General features: G+C 63.4%; 21 protein-coding genes. 9 read left to right on the forward strand and 12 right to left on the reverse strand.

The window, feature by feature from the left end:
• Positions 1–331: 331 nt before the first annotated feature.
• The 3 genes from V7S54_RS11055 to V7S54_RS11065 form a co-directional block, all read right to left on the reverse strand.
• Positions 332–862, reverse strand: a complete 531-nt coding sequence (locus V7S54_RS11055) for a dihydrofolate reductase family protein (RefSeq protein WP_065375006.1) — start codon at positions 860–862, stop codon at positions 332–334.
• Positions 863–1,155: 293 nt separating this feature from the next.
• Positions 1,156–2,445, reverse strand: a complete 1,290-nt coding sequence (locus V7S54_RS11060; protein WP_065375005.1) for an NAD(P)/FAD-dependent oxidoreductase — start codon at positions 2,443–2,445, stop codon at positions 1,156–1,158.
• A 502-nt stretch (positions 2,446–2,947) separates the two neighbouring features.
• The gene (locus tag V7S54_RS11065; RefSeq protein ID WP_065375004.1) at positions 2,948–4,396 is read right to left on the reverse strand and encodes a L,D-transpeptidase family protein; all 1,449 of its coding nucleotides are present in this window, start codon (positions 4,394–4,396) and stop codon (positions 2,948–2,950) included.
• A gap of 164 nt (positions 4,397–4,560) precedes the next feature.
• On the opposite strand from V7S54_RS11065, the gene V7S54_RS11070 reads away from it, so the two are divergent.
• The 3 genes from V7S54_RS11070 (at position 4,561) to V7S54_RS11080 (ending at position 6,250) form a co-directional block, all read left to right on the forward strand.
• Positions 4,561–5,406 (forward strand): DUF4432 family protein, encoded by an 846-nt coding sequence (locus tag V7S54_RS11070; protein WP_141679433.1) that lies wholly within the window; start codon positions 4,561–4,563, stop codon positions 5,404–5,406.
• A gap of 92 nt (positions 5,407–5,498) precedes the next feature.
• The gene (locus tag V7S54_RS11075; RefSeq protein ID WP_065375003.1) at positions 5,499–5,837 is read left to right on the forward strand and encodes a TIGR01244 family sulfur transferase; all 339 of its coding nucleotides are present in this window, start codon (positions 5,499–5,501) and stop codon (positions 5,835–5,837) included.
• A gap of 62 nt (positions 5,838–5,899) precedes the next feature.
• Positions 5,900–6,250: a cupin domain-containing protein gene (locus V7S54_RS11080; protein ID WP_336408365.1), complete on the forward strand. Its 351-nt coding sequence runs from the start codon at positions 5,900–5,902 to the stop codon at positions 6,248–6,250.
• Positions 6,251–6,395: 145 nt separating this feature from the next.
• Here the strand turns inward: V7S54_RS11080 and V7S54_RS11085 are convergent, their stop codons facing one another.
• The 3 genes from V7S54_RS11085 to V7S54_RS11095 are packed head-to-tail and all read right to left on the reverse strand — an operon-like array spanning position 6,396 to position 9,991.
• Positions 6,396–8,042, reverse strand: coding sequence for a thiamine pyrophosphate-binding protein (locus tag V7S54_RS11085; RefSeq protein WP_336408364.1), 1,647 nt, complete (start codon positions 8,040–8,042; stop codon positions 6,396–6,398).
• Positions 8,043–8,090: 48 nt separating this feature from the next.
• On the reverse strand, positions 8,091–9,044 hold the full coding sequence (locus V7S54_RS11090) for a DMT family transporter (protein WP_065375044.1): 954 nt from the start codon (positions 9,042–9,044) through the stop codon (positions 8,091–8,093).
• An 11-nt stretch (positions 9,045–9,055) separates the two neighbouring features.
• A complete protein-coding gene (locus tag V7S54_RS11095) occupies positions 9,056–9,991 on the reverse strand; it encodes an alpha/beta hydrolase (protein ID WP_336408363.1) in 936 nt (311 codons plus the stop codon).
• A gap of 184 nt (positions 9,992–10,175) precedes the next feature.
• Here V7S54_RS11095 and V7S54_RS11100 point away from each other — a divergent pair, with 184 nt between their 5' ends.
• From V7S54_RS11100 to metF, 4 genes are all read left to right on the forward strand, one after another.
• The gene (locus V7S54_RS11100) at positions 10,176–10,958 is read left to right on the forward strand and encodes a ribonuclease T2 (protein WP_336408362.1); all 783 of its coding nucleotides are present in this window, start codon (positions 10,176–10,178) and stop codon (positions 10,956–10,958) included.
• Between the two features lie 167 nt (positions 10,959–11,125).
• A complete protein-coding gene (ettA, locus tag V7S54_RS11105; protein WP_057253423.1) occupies positions 11,126–12,775 on the forward strand; it encodes an energy-dependent translational throttle protein EttA in 1,650 nt (549 codons plus the stop codon).
• A 230-nt stretch (positions 12,776–13,005) separates the two neighbouring features.
• Positions 13,006–14,025, forward strand: a complete 1,020-nt coding sequence (locus V7S54_RS11110; protein WP_112994827.1) for an ArsR/SmtB family transcription factor — start codon at positions 13,006–13,008, stop codon at positions 14,023–14,025.
• Positions 14,026–14,027: 2 nt separating this feature from the next.
• Positions 14,028–14,978, forward strand: a complete 951-nt coding sequence (gene metF / locus V7S54_RS11115; protein ID WP_336408361.1) for a methylenetetrahydrofolate reductase [NAD(P)H] — start codon at positions 14,028–14,030, stop codon at positions 14,976–14,978.
• Between the two features lie 524 nt (positions 14,979–15,502).
• Here metF and V7S54_RS11120 read toward each other — a convergent pair.
• The 5 genes from V7S54_RS11120 to V7S54_RS11140 form a co-directional block, all read right to left on the reverse strand.
• Complete coding sequence (locus V7S54_RS11120) at positions 15,503–16,405, reverse strand: DMT family transporter (protein ID WP_336408360.1); 903 nt, start codon at positions 16,403–16,405, stop codon at positions 15,503–15,505.
• Positions 16,406–16,754: 349 nt separating this feature from the next.
• On the reverse strand, positions 16,755–17,984 hold the full coding sequence (locus tag V7S54_RS11125; RefSeq protein WP_065375041.1) for a lytic murein transglycosylase: 1,230 nt from the start codon (positions 17,982–17,984) through the stop codon (positions 16,755–16,757).
• 255 nt (positions 17,985–18,239) lie between these two features.
• On the reverse strand, positions 18,240–19,025 hold the full coding sequence (locus V7S54_RS11130; RefSeq protein WP_065374998.1) for a glycoside hydrolase family 25 protein: 786 nt from the start codon (positions 19,023–19,025) through the stop codon (positions 18,240–18,242).
• 253 nt (positions 19,026–19,278) lie between these two features.
• Positions 19,279–19,947: a class I SAM-dependent methyltransferase gene (locus V7S54_RS11135; RefSeq protein WP_065374997.1), complete on the reverse strand. Its 669-nt coding sequence runs from the start codon at positions 19,945–19,947 to the stop codon at positions 19,279–19,281.
• A gap of 4 nt (positions 19,948–19,951) precedes the next feature.
• Positions 19,952–21,202, reverse strand: a complete 1,251-nt coding sequence (locus tag V7S54_RS11140) for a DUF3419 family protein (protein WP_065374996.1) — start codon at positions 21,200–21,202, stop codon at positions 19,952–19,954.
• A 176-nt stretch (positions 21,203–21,378) separates the two neighbouring features.
• On the opposite strand from V7S54_RS11140, the gene V7S54_RS11145 reads away from it, so the two are divergent.
• Both V7S54_RS11145 and V7S54_RS11150 read left to right on the forward strand, forming a co-directional pair.
• Positions 21,379–22,929, forward strand: coding sequence for a putative bifunctional diguanylate cyclase/phosphodiesterase (locus V7S54_RS11145; RefSeq protein ID WP_083203680.1), 1,551 nt, complete (start codon positions 21,379–21,381; stop codon positions 22,927–22,929).
• A 318-nt stretch (positions 22,930–23,247) separates the two neighbouring features.
• The gene (locus V7S54_RS11150; RefSeq protein WP_065374994.1) at positions 23,248–24,600 is read left to right on the forward strand and encodes a serine hydrolase domain-containing protein; all 1,353 of its coding nucleotides are present in this window, start codon (positions 23,248–23,250) and stop codon (positions 24,598–24,600) included.
• A gap of 40 nt (positions 24,601–24,640) precedes the next feature.
• Here V7S54_RS11150 and V7S54_RS11155 read toward each other — a convergent pair whose 3' ends face one another.
• Positions 24,641–25,687: a lytic transglycosylase domain-containing protein gene (locus V7S54_RS11155; RefSeq protein WP_065374993.1), complete on the reverse strand. Its 1,047-nt coding sequence runs from the start codon at positions 25,685–25,687 to the stop codon at positions 24,641–24,643.
• Positions 25,688–25,727 lie beyond the last annotated feature (40 nt).

Here is a 25,727-nt window from a genome sequence, read left to right on the forward strand (position 1 = left end):
AACATCACCGGTCCGACCCATGCTCCGAAAGCCTTCAAAACCGTCAGTCGATAAAGTGCTTGGCCTGGGCGCCGGCACGGTAGATGGCGGATTTGACGCCGCGCCTGGTGTCGGCCTACCGCCATTATCCAGATGGCCCAAATCACCAAGCCGGGCGCTGACGGGCGAGGCCGAGCACTTCACCACGCGGCTGCGCGCCTTCCGGACCTCCAGCCAGGCGCAGGTTGCCGTCGCCTCGGGTTACCGGGCGGCCGCGTGATCGTATTGAGAGACGACGCCTCGGGTCAGGGATGATCCGGGGCGTTTTGGTTTGTCGGACTGGCAGAGCAAACTAAGCAGGAACGTAGGTCAACCTCATCACGTCCTCGGCAATCCGGTCATGAGACACCAGGCGGAGCCGCGGCCGGGGGCCGGCGAAATAGGGGTTGCCGTGACCCAGTACGACCGGGTGCAGGTAAATCCGATACTCGTCGATCAGGCCAAGTTCAGTGAGGCTGTGCGCCAAGACCGGGCCAGCCACTTCGATCTCGCCATCGTGCTCAGCCTTCAGCTTGCGCACCGCGCCCGCAAGATCACCGTCTATGAGCCGAGCATTGGGGCCGACTGACGTCAAGGAGCGCGAAACGACCCATTTCGGCTGCTTCCGCCACGCCGCCGCGAAGGCGCGTTCTTCCGCATCCCATTCAGGATGCTCGTCGTCCCAGTAGCGCATGATCTCATAAATACGGCGGCCATATAGGCTGCCGGCCTGCCGCTCGGCTTCCTCGATAAAGTGGCGAAAGAGGACGGGGCTTGGCGCAAACGACATGTGATCGACGTAGCCGTCCAGCGACTGGTTCATTCCGAACACGAGCTTTGCCATGGCCAATTCCTTGTCTCGAATGGCACGTTCGCACCGATCTGATTGCGATGTGCAATCGGTGTAAGTTAGATCTACTGATGCTATTTTGCAATCGGTTTTGGGTTTCGCATGTGCCCGCGCGCTAGCGAACAGCCGCGAGAACTCCAGCCGACCGGCTGACGGCGCGGAGATGGCCGGTCTGCCGGGACCGTCCACTCAGGGGGCGCGGAGCTTCCTTCAGGACGACAGAGAAGGATAGTTGCCGTCGAGGTGGCGGACCGGCACGACCGGTCAGTCTATCCGCCAAGCAGCGCTCAGAAGCGCCGGTCGATGAAATGTTTGGCCTGGGCGCCGGCGTGGTAGAAGGCCGACTTTACGCCACGCCAGGTGTCGGGCGTCACGGGCGTTTCCGCAAGCGGGATCGCCGAACTCTCGCCGGTGACGTGGTTCGCCAGGGCCCGGCCGAAGACGGTGCCAGGGGCGATGCCACGGCCGTTGTAGCCGCTGACGGAAACCACGTTGGGGGCGAGGGTGTGCATCGCCGGCAGGTTGTTGGTGGTCATGCCGATGCGGCCGTCCCACCAGTATTCGAAGCGGAAATCGCCGATGAAGGGGAAGAGCTTGCGCAAGGAGCGGGCGGCAAACGCACGATGCGTGCCTTCGGCGATCGCGTCGAGCCGTCCGATCGAGCCGAAGATCAGCCGGTTCTGCTGGTCCATGCGGAACGACGTCATGACAAGGCCGGTGTCCCAGGTGCCCTGGCGCTCCGGCAGGATACGGCTTGCAACCGCATCGGGCAGCGGATTGGTGGCGAACTGGAAATAGGGCAGGATCGTCAGTTCCTGCGTATGCGCCTGCCACGGGCTTTCGGCGAAGAGGCCGCCATAGGCGTTGGTGGCAAGGATCACCTGCTTGGCGCGGATGACGCTGTTGCCGGCCTTCAGCACCCAGGTCTCGCCCTGGCGTTCGGCGCCTGTCAGCGGCGTGTCGGTGTAGATCTCGGCACCGGCAGCAAGGGCTGCGCGTGCCAAGCCGCGGGCATAGGCGAGCGGCTGGATGGTGCCGGCGCGGCGATCGAGCAGGGCGCCGGAAAAGCCTTCGGCGCCGGTGAGCGCATGCGCCCGCTCGGCGGAGAGCGCCTCGACCGGGGCGCCGCGCTTCTGCCATTGCGCTTCGCGATCCCTGATTTCCGTGACACCTTCGCTACCGACGGCCATGTGCAGCGTGCCGTTGCGCACCGCCTCGCAGGCGATACCGTGTTTTTCGACCAGGGCATAGACCATCGACGGGCCATCGCCGAGCTCGGTGAGCAGGCGGTTGCCGGCGGCCGGGCCGAGGGTCGAGATGAGATCGTCGGGCTTGACCCACATGCCGGCATTGACCAAGCCAACATTGCGGCCGGAGCCGCCGAAGCCGATCATCTTCGCCTCGATCACCGTCGCCTTCACGCCCTTTTCGGCGAGGTGCAGGGCTGCCGATAGGCCGGTGAAGCCGCCGCCGACGATCGCGACATCGGTCGCCAGGTCGCGGCTGAGCGGCCCGGTTTCCGGTGCGGCCGGTGCCGTCGCATGCCAGAGGTTGGGCAGGGTGCGCTCCGTCGCCATCGCGGCAATCCTTCAAGTGCGGCCGGACGTCCGGCTATAGGTCAGGGTTCTCTCGGTGATAGCCGATTGCGGGGAAAATTCTCATGACAATGTTTCATGAAGTCATGATGCAAGGCCGGCGCGAGAGGCATCGGGGCGCTGCGGGATGGGGGTGATGAAGAAAAACCGCAGCTGGGTCGTCGGCAGCTGCGGTCTTGTAAATGTATACGTCTGAAAAATCTTTGCCGAAACGTCGTCTCGCTTCGGCGATACATCTTTAAAAACGTGCCTGTCGTGGATGGTCAATCAGGCAATGCCATCTTCTATGCCGTTTGGCGGAAGTCACTCACCCAATTGGGGGAAATGGTGCAAAAAAAAGCTTTCGGCAGCGTTGGTTGGCCTACAGCACTGCGCGTCTTATCAAGACGCGTAAAGTTCGCTGTAGCGCTTTGAACTGCTGCATGTTTTTGTCCTTCAATCGGCTACGCTTAAAGGAAACATGCAGTAGCCGAACGCAATGGCGTCAATCGACGAATTCGACGGTAACGCCGGGGCTGACCATCTTGGCGAGCTCGGTCGCATCCCAGTTGGTCAGGCGCACGCAGCCGTGGCTCTGGGTCTTGCCGATCTTCGAAGGTTCCGGCGTGCCGTGAATGCCGTAGGTCGGCTTCGAGAGCGCGATCCAGACGGTGCCGACCGGGCCGTTCGGGCCGGGCTGCAACGTGAGGATCTTGTCGTTATTGCCCTGCCTGAAGTTGATCTTCGGGTTGTAGGTGTAGCCCGGATTGAGCGCGATGCGCTCGACATTGACGGTGCCCGAAGGCGATGGCGTGTCGGACGAGCCGATCGTTGCCGGATAGGCGGCGATCAGCTTGCCGGTGTCGTCATAGGCGAGCACCTGCTTGCGCGCCTTGTCGGCGAGGATGCGGGCAACCTTGCCGGCCTTGTTCGCACCCGGATTGATCACCTTGATGATGGTGCCCGGGATGGTGAAGTCGACGCCCGGGTTCAGCTCGCGCAGATAGGCTTCGTCCATGTGGAACTTTTCGCCGAGCATTTCCGTCGTCGAGGTGAAGGACATGTGCGGCAGCATCGCCTTGTGCGCGTAGTCCTCCGGGATCGACGCGACATAGGGGCCGGCAGCATCGGCCGCCGTGATCGTATAGCTGGTGATCGGCATGCCGCCGCTCATGCGCAGCCGCTCGAGGATGTCCTCGGTGTTGTTGGGGTCGAGCGTCTCGCCGGTCGACTCCTGCCAGGCCTCGATCGCCTTGGTCACGTTCGAGCCCATCTTGCCGTCGATCACGCCGGGCGAAAAACCTTCTCGGTCGAGGAAGACCTGCAGCGCGGTGATCTCGGCGCGCGACTTCGACTTGACCGTCATGGCCGGCGGCATCGACTGGCGCATGGGCTGGCTGTCGTACGGGTCGATCGCGGCCTCTTCAGTACCGTCGATCAGGCCCGGAAGGCTGTTCGGCAGCTCGTTGCCATCGGTGGATGGCGGCACCACGTCGCGGTAGTCGGGGATGGAACCGGTGACTTCGCCGGGCTCGGAATAGCCGTAGCCGCGCTCGGTGTCGCGGTTGCGGCGGTTCGAATAGATGTCGACGTCGCCCTCGCGGCGATAGCCGCCATAGCCATCCTGGCCTCCGCCGTAACTATCCCGGCGGGCGCGATTGGGCACGACGGTCGCCACCACATTGCCCCAGCTATCGATCAGCAGCGTGCGCCCGCGGCTGTCGCGCATGGTCTGCACCTCATCGGCGCGCGGCACGTAGTCGAGGATTTCGCCATTGGGCGTGACCAGCATGACGTCGTCGCCATAGCGATTTCTGCCGCGATAGTCCTGCGCGAAAGCGGCCGTCAAATCCACGGCGAGAAAGCCGGCTGCGGCGAGAAGCGAGAGGCCGATGCGGGTCGCTGACGTCACGTGAGAACCTGTTTTCATTGTAGCGAATGTGGCGCGGTACATTTGGATTTCGACGTTAATGTGAAAAAAATGAATTCATCATGAACAAGCGGTTAAATTCTATCTAGGCGGAGCAGACTTCGGCTTCAACCGCTGAAATGTGGATCTCCTCAGCTATCATCTCTTTGCGATTGCAGTGATTCTGCGGCCGATTTGAGGAAGAGGACATGCTGAGAACGCTCGAAGAACCTGCGGACGGCCAAGAAAATCATGTGCTGTTCGATCGTCTTTCCGCGCTCGATGTTGCGGCTTTTGTCGTCGATGGCGTCGATCTGTCGCCGGGTGCCGCGATCCCCTCCGATGGCGATCCGAGGATCGACCGGGCGCTTGCCGGCTTTCTCTTCACCTGCGGCCCCGAACACATCCGTCATCCTGAGCCGATCGAGGGCGTCGCGGACGGCGCGCACTACCCGCTGCATGGGTCGCTTGCCGGGACTGCGGTCAGCCACACGGAGATGGCGAGCGATGGAGCCGAGTGCACGGCGACGATCGAGGTGGCGCTCGCCGATGGTGGGCAGGCCCGGATCGAGCGGCGGTGGCGGATTGATCCCGCGCGGTACGAAGTCGTGCTCGACGATCGCGTCGTCAACGTGGGGACCTCGGCCTTTCCGCCGATGATGATGTATCACGTCAACATCGCCGGCAGACTGCTCGGGCCGGACACCCGTATCCTCAGCGCTTCGCTTGCAGGCGGGGAGAGCGCCTGGCGTTTCGGCGATGGCGAGAGTGCGCATTTTTGCCTGCCGGCGGCAGTTGGTTCCGATGGCTGGTCGGACGTCACCCTCGCGGGCCTTGCCGGGCTCGGTGGGCGCAAGCTCCAGGTGCGGTTCCGGACCGACACGCTGCCCTTCCTGCAGATGTGGCGCTGCCAGCGCGGCGAGGCGGATGTGATCAGCATCGAGCCTGTCTCGCACCGCATCGCCAAGCGTCCGGAGCTGGCGGCAGCCGGAGAGTTGATCCCGCTCCCGCCGGGTGAGGCACGAAGCTACGCTATCGCCTTCTCAGTCGTCTGATCCGGCATCTGGAACACGCGGCTTTTGAATTGACGCGGGGAAGGGCTGCGCCTACATCAGAGGCCACCACATTTCCTTGAGGGAAGACGACCATGGACATCCGCCAGATCAACGACGAATACTCGGTCTCCGGCCAGATCACCGTCGAGGATCTCGACCAGATCAAGGCGCTCGGCTTCAAGTCCATCGTCTGCCACCGCCCGGATTTCGAAGCACCGGATCAGCCGACCTTCGAATCGATCGCTGCCCGCGCCGAAGAGCTCGGCATCGAAACCAAGCACATTCCCGTCGGCCCGATGGGCGTGACGGCAGACGCTGTAACGAGCATGGTCGATGCGCTCGACGAGTTCCAGCGCCCGATGCTCGGCTATTGCCGTTCCGGCGCACGCTCGACGGCCGTCTACCAGCAGACCCAGCATATTCGCGGCTGAGCCAAGCGAACCCTTACTCTTACGCTCGGCCGTTTCGTTCCATCTGACAGTGGAGGATCGGCATGGCCGAAGCGCATCTGATTTCGCGTGAGCAATGGGCGGATGAGCCCGAGGTCTGGAAGGGCGAGTTTGAAGGCGGGGCCTTTGGCGCTGGCCTCTCGGTGATCTTCGTTTCCACAGACGAGATCGGCTACGGGCCGAAGCTGCACCGCCATCCCTATCCCGAAACCTTCATCGTACGCGTCGGCCGCGCCCGCTTCACCGTCGGCGATCGCACCATCGACGCCGAAGCCGGCCAGATCGTCGTGGCGCCGGCCAACGTGCCGCACAAGTTCGAGAATCTCGGACCGGGGCGCCTGGAGACGACTGACCTGCACGCGGCTGGTGCGTTTTCGACGGAGTGGCTGGAGTAGGCGGCCGGACGTACTTCGCGGGCAGGGAGCGAGCGTGGTCGTTCTCCGCGCCGCCGACGCGGCGCCGCTGGATTCCTGTGACGAGCACAGGAATCCAGCCACGGCGCGTCCGCGCCGTGATTGAACCTTCGCCAACAAGACCTGCTCAGCCGTTCCTGATCTCGCTTAGGGTGCGCGTCGGCGTGATCGCTTCTGGGTCGAGCTTGATCTCGATGATCGACGGCTTGCCGCTGGCGCGCGCCCTGAGGAACGCGTCGGCAAATTCTTCCGTCTTCTCGACCGTCTCGCCGTGCCCGCCATAGGCGCGGGCAAGGGCGGCAAAATCCGGATTGGTGAGGTCGGTGGCGCTGACGCGGCCGGGATAATCACGCTCCTGGTGCATGCGGATCGTGCCGTAGATGCCATTGTTGACGACGACGGTGATGATCGGCAGGCGGTAGCGCACGGCGGTCGCGAATTCCTGTCCGTGCATCAGGAAGCAGCCGTCGCCGGCAAAGCAGATGACTTCGCGATCCGGATGCAGCTGCTTGGCGGCAACGGCGGCCGGCAGGCCGTAACCCATCGAGCCGGAGGCGGGTGCGGCCTGCGTCGCAAAGCGGCGGAAGCGGTGGAAGCGGTGCACCCAGGTGGCGTAGTTGCCGGCACCGTTGGTGAAGATGGTATCCTGAGGGGTGTTCGCCTCGATCCAGTTCATGATCGGCCCCATCTGCACCGCGCCCGGTCCGGTTTCCGGCGGGGTCGACCACTTGAGGTAGGCCGCGTGCATGATTTCGGTGCGCTCGGACCAGATGGGTTCGCCTGCGGGCGCAAGGCCTTCGAGGGCGGCGACGAAGTCGTTCGGGCTTGCGGCGATCGCCAGCTCCGGCCGGTAGACTCGGCCGAGCTCGGAACTATCAGGGTACACATGCACCAGCGTCTGGCGCGGGTAGGGGCTGTCCATCAGCGTGTAGCCGGAGGAAGGCATTTCGGAGAAGCGGCCGCCGAGAAGCAGCACGAGATCCGCTTCCTTGATCTCCTTGGCAAGTGCTGGGTTGATGCCGATACCGACATCGCCGGCGTAATTCGGATGCAGGTGATCGAAGAGCATCTGGCGGCGGAAGGAGCAGCCGACGGGGAGCTTCCAGCGCTCGGCGAAACGCTGGAACTGCGCAACGCTTTCCGCCGTCCAGCGGGTGCCACCGAGGATGGCGATCGGCCGCTTGGCGGCGGCAAGCATTTCGCCGAGCCGCTTGACCTGCGCCGGGCCCGGATGGCCCTCGACCGGCTGGTAGGCCTTGGCGGCCGGTGCCTCGGCGCTGCGCGTCAGCATATCCTCGGGCAGCGTCAGCACGACCGGGCCGGGGCGGCCGGACGTTGCGACGGCGAAGGCGCGGGTGACGAATTCCGGAATGCGGGCGGGATCGTCGATCTCGCCCACCCACTTGGCGACCTCGGTGAAGGCGCGACGGTACTCGATTTCCTGGAAGGCCTCGCGCTCGCGCGCCTCGCTCTGCACCTGGCCGATGAAGAGGATCATCGGGATCGAGTCCTGCCGTGCGACGTGCAAGCCCGCCGAAGCGTTGGTTGCGCCGGGGCCGCGGGTCACCATGCAGATGCCGGGCTCGCCGGTGAGCCGGCCCCAGGCATCCGCCATCATCGCCGCTCCGCCTTCCTGGCGGCAGACGAGCACGTCGATGTCGGTGTCGTAGAGCGCGTCCAGCACGGCCAGGTAGCTTTCCCCTGGCACGCAAGCGATGCGTTTCACGCCATTGGCGACGAGTGCGTCGACGACGAGCTGGCCTCCAGTTTTCATGATCTTCCTCCCGATGGTCTTTCTTTTGTTTTCAGATGGCTTTTGTTTTCAGATGGCTGGCGACACCGGAGCGACGCTCGTGTCCTTGTGTATGCGGCGCTCGCGCCAGATGATGTAGAGGCCGGAGCCGATGATGATGGCGATGCCGAGCCACTTCAATGCGTCAGGCAGGTCGCCGAAGACGAGCCAGCCGAAGATCGTCGCCGAGACGATTTCCAGATATTGCAGCGGCGCCAGCACTGAAGCCGGGGCGGCACGATAGGCATAGACGCCGAGCACGCCGGAGATGGTGGCGGTGACGCCGACGCCGAGCAGATAGTACCAGGTGGTGCCCTGCGGCCAGACCGGATCGAAAATGCCGGAACCCGTGCCTTCTCCGAAATAGAGAAGCACGAGGCAGAAGAGCCCGCCCCAGATGCCGGCATGAAACTGCATCGACCAGGGGTCCTCGTTCTGTGCGACCATGCGGGTGACGAGCAGGAACACGGCAAGGCCGAAGGCAGCGACGACAGGCAGAAGCGCGATCCAGCCGACCTCCTGCATGCTCGGCTGGATGACGAGCAGCGCGCCGAAGAAGCCGACGCCGCAGGCGGTGTAGCGCCGCCAGCCGATGGTCTCTTTCAGGAAGATGCTGCCGAGGATCGTCAGGATGATCGGCTCGACGAAGAAGATCGCGATCGCATCGGCGACCTCCATCACCTTCAGCGTGGTGATGAAGGAAAGCATGGTGATGACAAGCAGGCCGCCGCGCAACGCATGGAGCCCGGTCTTGCGCCAGGTGAGGTCGAAGAGGCTGCCGCGGAAGAGCACGATCGGCAGGATGAAGACGACCTGCAGAAGGAACCGGACCGCAGTGATTTCGGCCGAGGGAACCGTGGCGATTGCCAGCTTGGCGAAGATGTCGATCAGCGGCGACAGGAGCACCGAGATCACCATCAGCGTCAGCCCGAAGGAGATGCGGTTGTGGTCCGTGGCGATCTTTTGAAGGGACATGTCGGCCATGATATTTCCGGTCAGCGCCTGCCTGCGATGGCGCCCAAGCACCAGGCGGCGAAGTCCGCCGTCGCCTGTTCCCGGCCGAGTTCGTTGAGGGTCTCGTGGCGCATGCCGTCATAGACGGTGACGGTGACGTTGGTCAGACCGGCTGCCTTCATCTTGGCGCCGAGCCAGCGAATGGCATTGCCCATCTCCGTGGAGGGGTCGGCGCTGCCGCCGACGAGATGAATGGGCAGGTCCTTGCGGAGCCGCGCCAGCCGGTCGGGCCGGGCGCCGCCGAAGGATAGCCGGAAGAGGTCGAGCCAGAGCGAGACGGTCGCATCGAAGCCGCAGAGCGGGTCGGCCGCGTATTTCGCGACCTCGGCATCGTCGCGCGAGAGCCAGTCGAGATCGGTCTTGCGATCCTTGATCGCGCCGCCCCACATGCCGAAGGAAAGCTTGGTCAGGAGCGGGCTCGGCACATCCGAACCCTTCAGCGCCTTCTCGATTTTCAGGATCATCTGGCCGCCGCGGCCGGCGAGGCCGGGACGGAAATTGGAGTTCCAGACGGCGAGTGCATCATAGAGGCCGGGATCAGCCTCGGCTGCGTTCAGCGCAATCAGCCCGCCCATGGAATGGCCGAAGAGGATGACCGGGAGACCCGGATGGGCGGCGGTCGCGATTTCGCGCACAGCCCGGATATCGGCGAAGATTTTGTCGAGGCCGTCGCGGCTCGAAAACATGCCGAGCTGGGCGTCCGGCGCGCGCGTTTCGCCATGGCCGCGGTGGTCGTGGGCATAGACGTGGAAGCCATGTGCGGCCATCGCTTCGGCAAAGCGGGCGTAGCGGCCGGAATGTTCGGCAAGGCCGTGGCTGATGAGGAGGATGCCGCGGGCATGAGCGGTCGCGGGGAAATGGCGCCAGCTCAAGATGGCTCCGGTCGGGCTCTGATGTGTCTTCACCTGCCCGAACACGATTTCCCCCGGCAACAACGACAGACATTTCGATATCAAATCGATTTGCAAGGCAAAGGCAATCGCCGCTTGTTGCTCGTTGCGCATGAGGTCACAAGCGAATGTGCGCTCATCTTAATTAAGAGTTGCAATTTTCCCGTTTTGAGCGATATTCGTTCCTGTTTTGTTTCCGCAGGAGGATATCATGATTAGTTTCTGTAAGGCGATATCGGGTCCGATGGCAGGACTGCTGGCGGCGTTGGCGCTGTTCCTTGCGCCGGCCGCCTTTGCTGCCGGCGAGGAAATGTCGGATCAAGCGGCTTCCGAAGGCGCGACCGGCCGCACGGAGTATGTTCTGGCGGTCAGCTGGCAGCCCGGCTTCTGCGAAACGCGGCCGCAGCGCAAGGAATGCGAAAGCCAAACCGCGGAGCGTTTCGACGCCACCAATCTCTCGCTGCATGGCCTTTGGCCGCTGCGCAAAAGCTATTGCGGAGTAACGGCCGAGGTGCGGGCGCAGGATCGCAAGGGCAGCTGGCTTGAACTGCCGAAACTCGCCATGGCAGACGACACGGCGGCGCGGCTGCTGATCGCCATGCCCGGCGTGCAATCCGGCCTCGACCGGCACCAGTGGCTGCGCAGCGGCACCTGCCAGAGCGGCTCGGTCGACGACTATTTCTCGGCGCAGCTGCGCATGCTGGAGGAGCTCAACCGCTCGGCGGTCGGTGCGCTCTTTCGCCAGCGCATCGGCTCCGAACTCGACGAGGCGACGATCAAGCAGGCCTTCGACCAGAGTTTTGGCGCTGGCGCCGGCGACCGGGTGCGCATGCGCTGCCAGACGGTTCAGGGGCGCAGCATCATCACCGGGCTGACGATCGGGCTGACCGGCGACGTCATGAAGGCCTCGAGCCTCGCGACTCTGATCCAGGCGGCGGGACCGACCGAGTTCAAATGTGCCAAGGGCTTTGCCGATACGGCCGGGCGAAGCTGACCCGCTTTGCAGGCACTGTTCTTCGGCAGCGAAAGGGCTGCCGGCGCAGGGCAGCCGCATGGGATAGGTGGGGGGACAAGCCGGGGCGAATGCCTTTGCTCATTGCCCCCTTCCTATAATTCGCCTACATAGCGGGCAAATTTCCTTTCCCTGCGGAGCATTCCCTTATGGCACGTCAGTTCATCTATCATATGGCCGGACTTAATAAGTCCTACGGCGCGAAGAAGGTTCTCGAGAACGTTCATCTGTCGTTCTACCCGGACGCCAAGATCGGTATCCTCGGCCCGAACGGCGCCGGTAAGTCGACGGTTCTGCGCATCATGGCCGGCCTCGACAAGGAATTCACCGGCGAAGCCTGGGTAGCCGAGGGTGCCACCGTCGGCTACCTGCCGCAGGAGCCGCAGCTCGATCCGACCAAGACGGTGCTTGAGAACGCGATGGAAGGCGTTGCCAAGAAAACCGCGATCGTCGAGCGCTACAACGAACTGATGATGAACTATTCCGACGAGACGGCGGAAGAGGGGGCGAAGCTCCAGGACATCATCGACAGCCAGAACCTCTGGGATCTCGAAAGCCAGGTCGAAATGGCGATGGAAGCGCTGCGCTGCCCGCCAGGCGATGCCGACGTCACCAGCCTTTCGGGCGGTGAAAAGCGCCGTGTGGCGCTCTGCAAGCTGCTTCTGTCGCAGCCGGACCTCTTGCTGCTCGACGAACCGACCAACCATCTCGACGCCGAGACGATCGCCTGGCTCGAAAAGCACCTGCGCGAATATCCGGGCGCCGTGCTGATGATCACCCACGACCGCTACTTCCTCGACAACGTCACCGGCTGGATCCTCGAGCTCGACCGCGGCCGCAGCATTCCCTACGAAGGCAACTACTCGGCCTACCTCGTCGCCAAGGCCAAGCGCATGCAGCAGGAGGGCCGTGAAGAGGCCTCCCGCCAGAAGGCGATCGCCCGCGAACAGGAGTGGATCGCATCCAGCCCCAAGGCCCGCCAGGCCAAGTCCAAGGCGCGTATCCGCTCCTATGACGAACTGGTCAATGCGGCGGAAAACCAGCGTCCGGGCGACGCGCAGATCATCATCCCGGTCGGCGAACGTCTCGGCCAGGTGGTCATCGAGATGGAGGGCGTCACCAAGGGTTACGGCGATCGCCTGCTGATCGACGGCCTGTCGCTGAAGCTGCCGCCGGGCGGCATCGTCGGCATCATCGGCGCGAACGGTGCCGGTAAGACGACGCTGTTCCGCATGATCACCGGCCAGGAGCAGGTCGATAGCGGCTCGATCCGCATCGGCGACACCGTGCATCTCGGTTATGTCGACCAGAGCCGCGACGCGCTCGACGGCAACAAGACCGTGTGGGAAGAAATCTCCGGCGGTGCCGAAGTCATCAAGCTCGGCAAGTACGAGATGAACTCGCGCGCCTATTGCTCGACCTTCAACTTCAAGGGTGGCGACCAGCAGCAGAAGGTCGGCAACCTCTCGGGCGGTCAGCGCAACCGCGTTCACCTCGCCAAGATGCTGAAGGCCGGCGGCAACGTGCTGCTGCTCGACGAACCGACCAACGACCTCGACACCGAGACGCTGGCAGCACTCGAAGTTGCGCTCGAAAACTTCGCCGGCTGCGCCGTTATCATCAGCCACGACCGCATGTTCCTCGACCGCCTGGCAACGCACATCCTCGCCTTTGAAGGCGACAGCCAGGTCGAATGGTTCGAAGGCAACTTCGAAGACTACGAGAAGGACAAGATCCGCCGCCTCGGCCCGGACTCGGTCAACCCGAAGCGCGTCACCTACAAGCGCCTGACGCGCTGATCAGAGCCAAGGCGGCGCATTTCCTTGCGGCGCCCAGTGCATCGCGGCAGCGCCGCGAACGCTGGAACTGAAAGTCTATTGTTACGGGAACGGGCGAAGCGCAGGCTCCGCCCGTTTTCCTTTGCATGCCCTGTTCCGCAAGCGCCATTGTTTGGCTTCTCCGCGCAAATCCGCTTGCGCCGACATCGCAAATCACATAAACATATCTTTATGTGTTGATGGGGATCGCGATGGCTGTTCAGAGAGAACTGGGTCTGGATGCGCTGGTGGACGTGCTGAAGGCGGCAGGAGAGCCGACCCGCATGCGTCTCGTCGCTTTGCTTGCCGCCGGCGACCTCACCGTTACCGATCTTACCGAAATTCTCGGGCAGTCGCAGCCGCGTATTTCGCGGCACCTGAAGCTGCTTGCCGAAGTCGAACTCATCGACCGTTATCAGGAAGGCGCCTGGGCCTATTTCCGTCTCAGGCAGGATGGCGCCCGCGTCGGGCTCGTGCGGGCCATGCTGGCGTCGGCGTCTGCTGACGACGCGGTGCTTTCGCGCGATGCGGCGCGGCTGACCACCCTGAAGAAGGCGAGGGCCGAGAAGGCGCAGGCCTATTTCAGCCGCAACGCCGCTGGCTGGGACGAGCTTCGCCGCTTGCATGTCAGCGAGCGCGATGTCGAGGCGAAGCTGCGCGAGATGGTCGGCGACGAACCGGTCGAGAGCCTGCTCGATCTCGGAACCGGCACCGGGCGCATCCTGCAGCTCTTCGAAGGGCTCTATCGTCGCGGCGTCGGCGTCGATGCCAGCCGCGATATGCTGGCCGTTGCGCGCTCCAATCTCGAACGCGCCGGCATCACCAAGGCGTCGATCCGCCACGGCGATATCTTCAACCTGCCGCTCGACGGGCACGCCTTCGATCTCGTCACCATTCACCAGGTGCTGCATTTCCTCGACGAGCCGGAGGCGGCGATTGCGGAAGCCGCGCGCATGCTGATGCCGGGCGGTCGCCTTGTCATCATCGACTTCGCGCCGCACGGACTTGAGCATCTGCGCGACGAGCACGCCCATGCGCGCCTTGGCTTCTCGCACCAGGTAATCTCCGATTGGCTCGCCAAGGCCGGCCTGGTGCTCGAAAAGACCACGGACCTTTCGCCGGAAGGGGCCGAGGAAGAAAAGCTGACGGTGACGATCTGGCTGGCGCGCGATCGGCGCGCCGTGAATGAGAATGAAACGCCGCGGCCGCGCGTCCATGCAGGGGGAGTTTGAGAATGACGGCACAGACGCTTTATCCGGCCGAGCGCGGCAATCTGAGGCTCTCCTTCGAGTACTTCCCCCCCAAGACCGACGAAATGGAAGTGCAACTGTTCCAGACTGCGGAAGATCTTTCCATCTTCGCTCCTGCCTTCGTGACGGTTACCTACGGCGCAGGCGGCTCGACCAAGGCGCGCTCGCTGACGACCGTGCGGCGGATGGTCGAGGAGAAGGGCTTTGCCAATACGGCCGCGCACCTGACCTGCGTCGGCGCACCGAAGGCGGAAGTCGATGCGGTCATCGACGAATACATCGATTATGGCGTCCGCCACTTCGTGGCGCTGCGCGGCGACCCGCAGGGCGGCATCGGCAGCGCCTATCAGCCGCATCCGGATGGCTATGCGAGCAGCACCGACCTGGTGCGGGCGATCCGCGCACGGGGCGACGATATCGAGATTTCCGTCTCTTCCTATCCGGAGAAGCATCCGGAGAGCCCTGACGTGGCCGCCGATATCGACATGCTGAAGCGCAAGGTCGATGCGGGAGCCAACCGGGCGCTGACCCAGTTCTTCTTCGACAACAACGATTTCGAGCGCTATCTCGAACGGGTGCGCCGCGCCGGTATCAACATTCCGATCGTGCCGGGCATCCTGCCGATCAACAATCTGGCGCAGGTGCAGAAGTTTGCCGGCCTCTGTGGCGCGAGCGTGCCGGAGGCGATCGTCACCCGGCTGGTGCATCTGGAAGACCAGCCGGTCGAGCGTTTCAAGGAGGCGACCCATATCGCTGCCGAGCAGATCGTTGATCTCGCCCGACGCGGTGTTCGCGACTTCCACCTCTACACAATGAACCGTTCGCCGCTGGTGACCGCGGTCCTGGATCTCGTCGGTTTCGAGCAGGTAGCGCTCGAGGCGGACAATGCTCTCGACGAAGCGCCACGGACGAGGGCGGCGGGCGCTGCCGCCTGAACCCCGGATCCGAACCCGATTTCCCGGGCGGAGATGCCATCAAAAAGAAAGCGCCTGAAGATCGATCTTCAGGCGCTTTCTTGTTTGTCGCAGCGATTAGACCCTTTGCTCTCTTGGCGGTCTAGCTTGCTTGGTGCTGCAAAATGGATTTCCGGAAATTTAAGTCCTATTCGGTTTGGACTCTCAGCAGCCGCTCATCAGATGAAGAGCATCGTGGCCACGAATACGAACGCTGCACTGATCATGAGGACATTCAGCGAATGTGTAAGGCCCATGGATGACCCTCCCTGCGTTGACGCGTTAAAACATAGGGCGAAATCACGATGTGTTAAAGCGAAACTTGTGCTGCAGTGCGAAATCCGTGAGGGGGAGCGGCCTTATTCACAGGGCTATAATATTGAGATATTTACCTTTTTCAGACTGCCACATTTTTTTCACAATCGCTTCCGCAAGGTTAATATAAACGTTTGTAACCGTGCGTGAGCGCCTCAGAAGGGCACGAAATCGGCGCTTCGATTCCCCGTTCAGGCGGCGCGTTTGAGCCGCAGAATGCGGCCGTCAAGCACGGCGAGCCCAAGGGCGATCAGCGCCATTCCGCCGACATCGGCCGCCTGCAGGGTTTCACCGAGGAAGAGGTAACCGAGCAGGATCGCGCTTGGCGGCACCAGCAGGGTGACGAGCGAGGCGTTGGTGGCGCCGGCCTCCGCCATGATCCGGAAATAGAGGATGTATCCATAGGCGGTCGAGACGAGCGCGAGGCCGAGGATGGCAAGCGTTGCTTCCATTGGCGGCATCGGCAGGGTCCAGGGCGCATCCGTGAAGGCAGCAACGGGCAGCATCATCAGCGTCGAAGCGGTGAGCTGGCCGGCGGCCGTCACCGGTGGTGCGAGATTTCGGAAGCGCTTGCCGTAGGTTGCCGCAAGGCCATAGCTGACGGCGGCCAGCACTGGAAGGACGAGCGCCCAAAGCGGAACGCCGCTCACCGTACCGAACAGGCCGGCAACCGCATTCGGCCCGATCAGAACCACGGTACCGGTAAGGCCGAGCAGGCAGCCGGCGATCTTGGCAGAACTCAGCTTCTCGTCCTCGGTCGCAATGTTGGCGATGAGAACGGTCCAGACCGGCGTCGTGGCGTTGAGGATCGCCGCCAGCCCGGCGCCGATCTGGGTCTGGCCGAGGAAAATGAAGGCGTGCGGAATGGCGTTGTTGATCAGTCCCATCAGCGCAAATTCGCGCCAGCGTCCGGAAAGTGCCTGATACATGCCGAAGCGGCCGCGGAAGAGATGCAGGGCAAGTGCCGCCAGGCCCAGACGCAGCACCACCAGCGTGAATGGCGGCACATGGGCAACGGCCACGCGGGCGAAGAAGAAGGATCCGCCCCAGATGAGACCGAGCAGGGCGAGCAGCGCCCAGGTTCTGACGCTCATCTGATGGCCGTCGACTGTGGTCCGCGCATTCATAGGTGTGCCTGTCCGTGCTGATTGCGTCGCCCGTCAGCCTCGTGCAGGCGGAGAAGAGAGATTGTGGCGTAAAAGCTGCGCCTGACATTCCCGGACCGGCTGTGATCTGACGGCTATTTCATAGCCCGGCGTCTTCGCTCGGACCACCCGGTTCTTGTCGTATTCGTGCGCAAGGGGGCGCTCAGGCATGGGGCGTTCCATCTGCGGTCGTGGCGCACCTGGACCGCCGATAAAAGAAACCCCGGAGATCGGTTCCGATCCCCGGGGTGATAGACCTGCGCACGAGCCACATCCGTGGCCCGAGGTTCACTTAAATTTAGAGCGCGTTCAAGAGTTCCAGCGTGGCCCAGCCGTCGGCGGGACGTCCGAGACGGAGCTGCTCCTTCTGGAGTGCGGCGCGGGTGCCGGAGCCGAGGATGCCGTCGACCTTGCCGACGTCGTGGCCGAGCGTCTGGAGCTTGGTCTGCAGCGCCTTCATGGCGACATCGTCGAGGCCCGGCTCCGGGTTGCCACCTTCATAGGTCGGCGCGCCGGCGAGGCGGGTCGCGAAGTAGGCGGCCGAGGTCGTGTAGATGAACGACTGGTTCCACTCGAGATAGACGTTGAAGTTCGGGTAGGTCAGGAAGGCTGCACCCTTGCGGCCCTGTGGCAGCACCAGCGAGGCTTCGAGATTGCCGTTGGCGGTGTTGCCGTCGCGGGGCGTGACGCCGAGTGCGAACCAGTCCGAAGCCTTCATGCCCGGCTGCAGGCCGGTCTTTTCCCAGGGGAGTTCTTCGGGAACGCTGACTTCCTGGATCCAGGGCTGGCCGGCCTTGAAGCCGAGGCTCTGGATGAACTTGGCCGCGGTCAGGATCGCGTCCGGCGAGCTCTTCTTCAGATTGACGTGGCCGTCGCCGTCGCCATCGACGCCATAGGCGATAATGTCTTCCGGCAGCATCTGCACCTGGCCGATCTCGCCGGCCCAGGCGCCGGTGGTCGTTGCCGGATCCAGATCGCCATGCTGGGCCATCTCGATGGCGGCGATCAACTGCGGGCGGAACATTTCCGGGCGGCGGCAGTCGTGCGAGAGCGTCACGAGAGCATTGCGGGTGTTGAAGTCGCCCTGCACGGCACCGAAGTCGGTTTCCATCGCCCAGAAGGCTGTTATGACGGGGGCCGGCACGCCGAATTCCTTCTCGGCGCGGGCAAAGACGACGGCATATTCCTTCATCTTCTGCTGGCCGATATCCAGGCGCGACTTGCTGACCGTGCGCTTGGAGAACTCGGTAAAGGTCTGCTTGAAGACGCCCTGGGTGCGGTCACGGCTGAGCACCTTCTGGTCGATCACGGCACCTGCGAGCGCACGATCGGCGACATCGGCCGGAACACCCTTGGCGACAGCTTCGGCCTTCACGCCCTGAAGAAACGCGCCAAGGTCGCCGCCGCAGGCAGCAGCCGGAGCGGCGCTCTGCGTGCCTGTCTGGGTCGCGGTCTGGGCGAAGGCGGTGGAGGCGGTAAGCGCCAGGAGGGCGACGGAGGCCAGGGCGTGCCGGGTAGTCCGGATCATCATAATTCCTTTCTTCGGCCGCGGGGTGCGGGAGACACCACCACGGGCAGCCAAATTGCTGGATGACCTGCATAACGCCTTAAATCGTCACCGAAATAGGGACAAATCATGCAGCGGTTCAAAAAATGTTACAGCGACCTTTGCGCATCCTTGGTGATGTGCGGCGCTGTAAATCTGCCTTTGCTCTTTCAGAGCATTATGACCGAAAGAAGAAAATGGCGTGCCTTGCCGTAGTTGCCAGCAAGAATGGCGGCCTCACTTCGGCTGCGAGACCGCAGCGACCCACTTCTTCCAGTTTTTCGCCGAGCCGGCGAAGGCATTGATATCGGTACTGCCGTCGATGCCCGGGATAACGCCGGTGCTGGTGTACTGCCAAAAGGCCCAGCGGCGCTCGACATAGACGTCTTTCGGGTGCTTGGCGGTCGAGCGCACCCAGAAGTGATAGTCCTTGAACTGGTCGACGAGATTGTCCCGGTGGAAGTCGACCGAGGTGTAGATGATCGGCCGTTTGCCGTAATGGGCTTCGAGGCGATCCATGAAGTGCTTCATCTCGGCGCGGACCTCGCCGGGCGTCGGGCGGTGGCGGCAGGTCTTCGATTCGCCGTTCCATTCGACGTCGAGCACCGGAGGCAGATAGACCGCGCTTTTCGGCACATTGGCGATGAACCAGTCGGCCTGATCGTCGGCGGTCGAGCAGAAATAGTAGAAGTGATAGGGCGCGTAGGGGATGCCGGCGGCACGCGCCCGCTGCCAATATTCGTTGAAGCGCGTGTCGACCCTGTCCTTGCCTTCGGTCGCCTTGATGAAGGCGAAGGAGACGCCCGAATTCTTCACCTTCATCCAGTCGATATCGCCATTCCATTTGGAGACGTCGATGCCGTGGATGTTGTGGTGCTGCGGGGTGCGGTCGCCGAAGTTCTGCGGGTCCGTATCCTGAAAGCGCGGCGGGATCGATGCCGTCTGCATCAGGTCGTAATCGGTCGACGAACAGGCGGAAAGGAGGGTGGCAATGGGGAGCAGAGCCAGAAGAAGCCGGCGCATGAGGTACCTGTCTAGAGACAAACGACGATCCTGCCTCACACGATGGCTTCCATATCGGTGATTTCCCCCGCGAGGCGTGAACCTCATCTTCACCATATCATCGTAAAAATTGGGTTAGCTCAAGCGGGAATTGCAGGTGGGCGGAAGTTCGCCGATTTCTACTCCAACGCGAAATCCCCTTGGTGATTTCGGTGCTCGCTGGCGAAGTGAGACAGGGGCGGTCGCCCGCCGACTGCGCCGCTGGTAACCGGGTTCAGGCGGCGATTGCGACCGCCGGGCGGTGATAGACCGCAAGCCAGGCGTAGCCGCGACCGATGGCGCGGCGTTCGAGATCGGCGCCGTTTACGCTCGCCTTGTCGCGCAGAACCTCGAAGAGGTTTGCGCGCGGCGTGACATGGAAGCGATCGAGCCAGCCGTGCAGCGCCCGGCGGAAGCTCGCCGGCAGGCGCTCCTGCTGGCCGAAATCGGCGATGTGCAGCGAGCCGCCTGGATTGAGCGCGGCGATGGCTGCATCGATCGCCTTCTGCCAATCGGGGATCATCGACAGCGAATAGGAGATGACGATGCGATCGAAGCCGCGCTCACCGAAGATGGTGGGGTCGAAATCCGTGGCATCGGCGACCCGAAGCTCGGCGCGACGCTTGCCGCTATGGTTGAGCTTTGCATCGGCGGAGGTCAGCATTTCCGAGGAAATGTCCAGGCCGAAGAGACGGGCCGAAGGGAAGCAGCTGCCGATCAGCGCCAGATTGCGCCCGGTGCCGCAGCCGACTTCGAGCACAGAGGCACCGGGGGCCGGGTTCATCTCCCGGATCAGCGTGTCGCGGCCGAAGAGATAGTACTTCCGCGTCAGATCGTAGAAATGCCGCTGGTAGCGGTACATGTGGTCCATGCGCCGCGCGTGCGAAATCCCGGCCTCACGCATCGGCTCAAGCCTTCTTCCGGTAGATGTGGAAACCACCATAGATGGCGGAGCGATCCTCGGCGCCGAGCCTGACCGATGCTTCGGCATCGTAGTGCCACTGGTCGAGCAGGGCCGAGGAGACGCGGCCGGGCAGGATGCTGTCTTCTGCCGCCGTGCGGAAGATGACGATCGCGCCGGTATCGGCCGTGCGGGTGATCTCGGTCCAGAGGTCGTTGAGCTGCTGGTCGGTCATCCAGTCCTGGGCATCGAGCAGGATGTAGCGGTCGACGGAAGCGGCAGGCTTGTTGGCCAGGAGTTCGGTGTAGCTTGCGTGGTGGACCTCGACACGCTCGGCATTGTTGCGGATCGCCTCGTAGGCGCGGGCATTGAGGTAGGGCGGCAGCTCGCCTTCGTGCGGCAGCGGATAGCGGCGGCCAAAGGCCTGCCAGGCGAAATAGTTCTCCCGCAACGGGAAGTGACAGGTGAGCTTTTCAAGCCGATGGCGCAGCACGGCTGCGAGCGATTTCTCGCTGCTGAGGCTTGCGAGCTCGTCGAACTGCTGCGGCGGGATGCCGAGGCCGAACAGCGAACTCTTGCGGCCGGTAATCCAGCGGATGACGGGGCGGTCGAAAAGCGGCGCCAGGCGCTCGTCGAAGAACTGCCGCTGTTCGCGCATCGAGCCGGCCTGGACGAACTCTTCAGGGTTGACGCCGTGCAGGCGGGCGAGCAGGTGGCTTGCGGCAATGAAGCGGCCGAGCAGGCCGGTGCGATAGATGTTGCGACCGAAGACGCCGATGCGGCGGCGGCCGGTCAAGTCGCGGCCGTTCCAGTAGCTGCGCGTGGTGGTGTCGAGCTTCGGCGAAATGAAAAGGTCGAAGGCCTGGACGTTGGTGCCCGTGCCCTGGGTCGCCAGGAAACGCGTGACATCCTTGTGGCTCGGCAGGTGGCGGAAGGCCGCGAGCTTGAGGCGGTTCAGCGCGATGTGGTGCGGGTTGAGGTCGACGACGTCGATCTTGCGCGGGCCGGCCGACAGATAGGTCAGCATATTGCAACCGCCGGAGCCGATGGTGACGATACGGTGCTCCGGGCCGAGCTGCATCGCTTCCATGTCGACGATCGGATCTTCCCAGATCTGCGGGTAGACAAGACCGGAAAAAAGCAGGCCGAAGAGACGCTCCGAGAGGCCGGCAAGGGAGAAGGTCTTGTGCTGGAGCAGGGCGTTTTTCAGCTTCGGATTTTTTCTGCCAAAGCCGACGTCGGGGGCTAGTTCGGTCATCTCTGCCGCTCATCCAGTTGAAACTTAGCCGCTTCTAAAGTGACTCCGCTACACTTTGATGACGAGGTTTCCACAGCCCCCAGAGCGCGCTCGAACGGCCGCCATACAATTTTTCACCCATAAGAAATCATTAAACCCTGGCGTGCTAGCACCGGCTTATATTCGGGGGCGTCGACATGATGTTAAGAACGTTTCTGCCGAAGCCCGAGCAGCGATTTGCGGCTGCCGGCGCGGCATTGGGGGCTCTGGTTTCTGCGGCGTGGCTGGCGACGGAAACCGTGCTCGCAAAACAATCGCATTGGGATGTCCCGGCAATGCTTGCGGCTGGCGCCATGCCGTTCCTCCTCGGTGGATCCTTCTATCGTTGGCGTTACTCGCGCCGCCTCGAACACGAGTTGCATGCAGCGCGCCGCGCCGAGCGGCGCTTGCGCCACGAAGTCCACCGCGACAAGCTCACAGGGCTCGCAAATCGCGCGGCGCTGGAAGCGGACATTCGTCAGGCGCTTTGTGCCGAAGGGCCGGCCTTCGAGCGCAATGCCTTGCTCCTTCTTGATCTCGACCGGTTCAAGGCGATCAACGATACGATGGGTCACGATGCCGGCGACCGGCTGCTTGCACTGTTCGGCGCTCGTCTGAGGCGCGCCTTTTCCGGGGAGGCAACCGTCTACCGGCTCGGGGGCGATGAGTTCGTGCTTGCAGCCGCCGATGCCGCGTCACAAGCCGAGGCGGAAATACTCGCCGCGCGGGTAAAGGCGCTGTTCGAAGCGCCGTTCGATCTCGGTGGTGCACGGGTCGCATCCGGCTGCAGCATCGGCATCGCTTTCGTCGAGCGAGGCGATACGGCGACGGGCGACGTGCTGAAGCGTGCAGACCTGGCGCTCTACGAGGCGAAGGCGATGAGCGGCAACAGCCACGCCTTCCACTCGGAAACGCTGACCCACGCCGCCCGGCAGCGGGCGGAGGCCGAGCGCGATGTGGCACGTGGGCTCGAGAACGACGAATTCTTCCTCGAATTCCTGCCGATTGCCGGGACAGCAAGCGGAGCCATCCGCGCCTTCGAGGCGCTGCTGCGCTGGCGGCACCCGCTTCGCGGCGTCATCGGTGCGGAGGCCTTCATAGAGCCGTCTGAGCAGAGCACGAGTGCGCTTTCGCTTGGCTATTGGACACTTCAGGCGGCCTGCACGGAGGCTGCCCGCTGGGCTTCGCCGACCGGGCTCACCGTCGCCCCCTTTGCCCCGCAACTCAAGGATCGAGACTTTGTTGCGCAGGTCAGGCAATGCCTCGCCGAAGCGAGCTTGCCACCGGGACGCCTGACGATCGAGATCACCGGGGACTTTTCGGCCGAGGATCTCGCCCTGATTTCCGAAAATCTCCAGGGGTTGCGCGCGCTTGGTGTGCGGATTGCGCTTGGCGGCGGCGCCGGTTCATCCTTGCCTTTGAACCTGATTGCCGAACTGCAGCCTGACCAGGTGACCATCGACCTTACCGCCATCCGGGCGACCCACGGCAGCGAGCGCAGCGTTGCGCTGCTCGCCTGCCTCATCAAGACCGGCCAGGTGTTGCGCCTGCCGATCGCCGTGCGCGGCATCGAAAAGGAAAGCGAGATGGATTGCGCGCAGGCAAGCGGCGCCGTGGAAGTCCGTGGTGCGTGGATATCGCCTGCGCTCACGGATGTGGCGGTATTGCCGGAGACAGGCGAAGCGGCGGATTTGCGACGCTCGGCCTAAAGCGCGTCGCGATCTTTCAGATTCGCTCCTTGCGCTTTAAGTTTTTGATGTTTCGCATGTCGTTGTCGCAAAACCGCTGCGCACTTTTGCGCGACAGGCTTTAACGCCGCGGACCAGCGCACCCCAGGTCACCATTATCAGGAAATTGGAAACTTGCAGTCTGCGGGCTTTTCCTGTTGGCGAAATACTGGTTCTCTCTGCAACTCGACAGCGACCGCGCGTCCCATCGGACCAGCGCTACCGCTGTTTGAATTGCTGCATCTTTCTGTCCTTGGTCGGCTCGACTTCAAGGATCTTTGAGACGGCCGGAGGGAACGCATGAGACGCATGTTGAAAATATCAGGTGCGGCGTTGGTGTTGGGTGTCGCCGCCCTGTTCGGTTGGCTCGCGCTCGCGCCGCCGGAATTGCTCAAGGTCGGCGATGGGTACGCCGCGAAGATCGTCTGCTCCAATGTCTTCATAGCGCGACGCGATGCTCAGAAGGTGCTGGCCGATGATGTCCAGGCGCCAGGGCACCCCCTGCTGAAGCTGGTGAATGTTGCCGTCGAACCGGAAAAACAGATGGTGACCGCCCGGATCCTCGGCTTTGCAGCAGCGGGCTACGCCGCCTACCGGCCGGGCGCAGGATGCACGAACCTGCCGGATGGCGGCGGAACGAGCCTGCCGCCGATCAAGACCGCGACGGCTGTGACGGCGCCGGCTTCCGAAGCACCCTGGCCGGAAGGCGAGGGAGCCGCGATCGATCCCGCCCTGCAGAGACTGATCGAAGATGCCGATCTTGCCGGTCCGGGCGCGCGGGCGATCGCCGTCATCCGCGATGGCCGCCTGGTCGCCGAGACCTATGGTCGGGGCTTTAACCGCTCGACGCCATTGCTCGGCTGGTCGATGACAAAATCGGTCACGGCGGCGCTGATCGGCCTGCGTGTGGCCGAGGGCCGAATGGAAGTGGCGCGTGCCGGGCTCCTGCCGGAGTGGGCGGGCGACGAGCGGGCCAGCATCACGCTTGCCGATCTGATGGGCATGCAGAGCGGTCTCGAATTCAACGAGAACTATGGCGACGTCACCGACGTGACGCGCATGCTCTATCTCGAGAAGGACATGGCGGGTTATGCGGCCACCAAGCCGCTGACGTCCGATCCCGGCGCGACGTTCAGCTATTCCAGCGGCACCAGCACGTTGCTGTCGCGCATCTGGATGCGCACCTTCGAGGATCCGGCGGCGGCACTTGCCTTCCCGCATGACGCCCTGTTTGCGCCCTTGGGCATGAGCAGCGCCGTGCTCGAAACCGATGCAAGCGGCACCTTCGTCGGCTCGTCCTATATGTATGCCACCGCGCAGGACTGGGCGCGCTTCGCGCAGTTCCTGCTGCAGGATGGCGTCTGGAAGGGGAGGGCGATGCTGCCGAAGGACTACGTCGCCTTCATGCGCCGACCGGCCAAGGCCTCAGGCGGAAAATACGGCCAGGGCCAGGTGTGGCTGGAGGAAAACGGCGTGCGCGCCGGTTCCGGCAGTTTCCCGGCGGACGCTTTCTGGATGCTCGGCCATGACGGCCAGGCGATCATGCTCGTGCCTTCGCTGAAGCTCGCAGTGGTCCGGCTGGGGCTCACGCCCTCGCGGCTCGGCTATGATGTGCAGAAGCTCAATGCCAAAATAATAGAGGCGCTCGATTGAGCGCCTCGCAATTAAGCAACTGGATGGAGTGAGCGTCAGCTCACTTCATGCCGAGTTCTTCGAGCAGGCCCTTGCGCTTGGCGTGGTAGTAGTAGCCGCTGGCATAAAGCTTGACCGCGCCGTCGTGCTGGTTGTCGGCCACCATCCAGGCGCCGTGCAGATACTTCGTCGCGTATTTGAGGTTGGTTTCGGCGTCGAACAGGCCTTCCGCCGGACCGTCATAGCCGAGGCCCTTGGCGGTGTTGTAGCGGATCTGCATCAGGCCGTAATTGCCCTTGCTGTAGGCGCGCGGATTGTAGTTGCTCTCGCGCTTGACGACGCGGTGAACCAGCTCGACCGGAATATCGTTCAGATCGGCATAATACTTGATCAGCTTGTCGAGGTCGGGACGCGAACTGGTCGGCGCCTTGGTGAGCTTCATCGAATCCGGAATGACGCTGGCGACGGCTGCGACCGTCGAGCCGATGACGCCTGTCTTCGGACGCTCGGTCGGGACAATCATGCGGTTGGCGACCAGCGTTTCGAGACCGACGGGCTCGCCGGTGTCGAAGTCCGATTCCATCGCGGCGGCAACTGCGAGCGTCGAAACCGGAAGATCCTGGACGCGGGCCGTCTTGGTCGCGGCGGGCGAAGCGGCTGCTGCCGCCAGCTGCGTCGCGTCGCCCGACAGCGGGGTTCCGGCGGCGGCGATGGCAGCGGTCGCATTCGTTTGCGTTGTCGGAGCGACCATGGCAAGCGCCATGGTGTCGCCGGGCTTGGCAGCGGGGACCGCTACCATCGAGGGGGCGGCTTCGGCGCCTTGCGCCAGGTCAGCCGCGACCGGATAGGTGACCGCGATGCCCGATGCCTGGGCTGCCGTCTGTGCCGTCAGCGCAGCGCTCGTTGCGGTGGCCACACCGTCGGGCGTGGGCAGCGCGTAGGCGGTCATTTCAGTGCCGGGCTTTGCGAGCGGGGTGACCGTCTGCACGGCCGTCAGTTCTTCAAGCGACGTGTGCTCTACCGTTGAGCATCCCGAGACGATGGTCGCCGACAGAATAGCTGCCATGCCAAACGTCTGTTTGGTAAGGGAAATACGGTACTTCGCCATTCTGTCACTTTCGTGCTTCTGGGCCCCGTAGCCCCTGCAA

Source organism: Ensifer sp. CCNWLY38 (assembly GCF_037120565.1).
GTDB classification, from domain to species: Bacteria; Pseudomonadota; Alphaproteobacteria; order Rhizobiales; family Rhizobiaceae; genus Ensifer; species Ensifer adhaerens_H.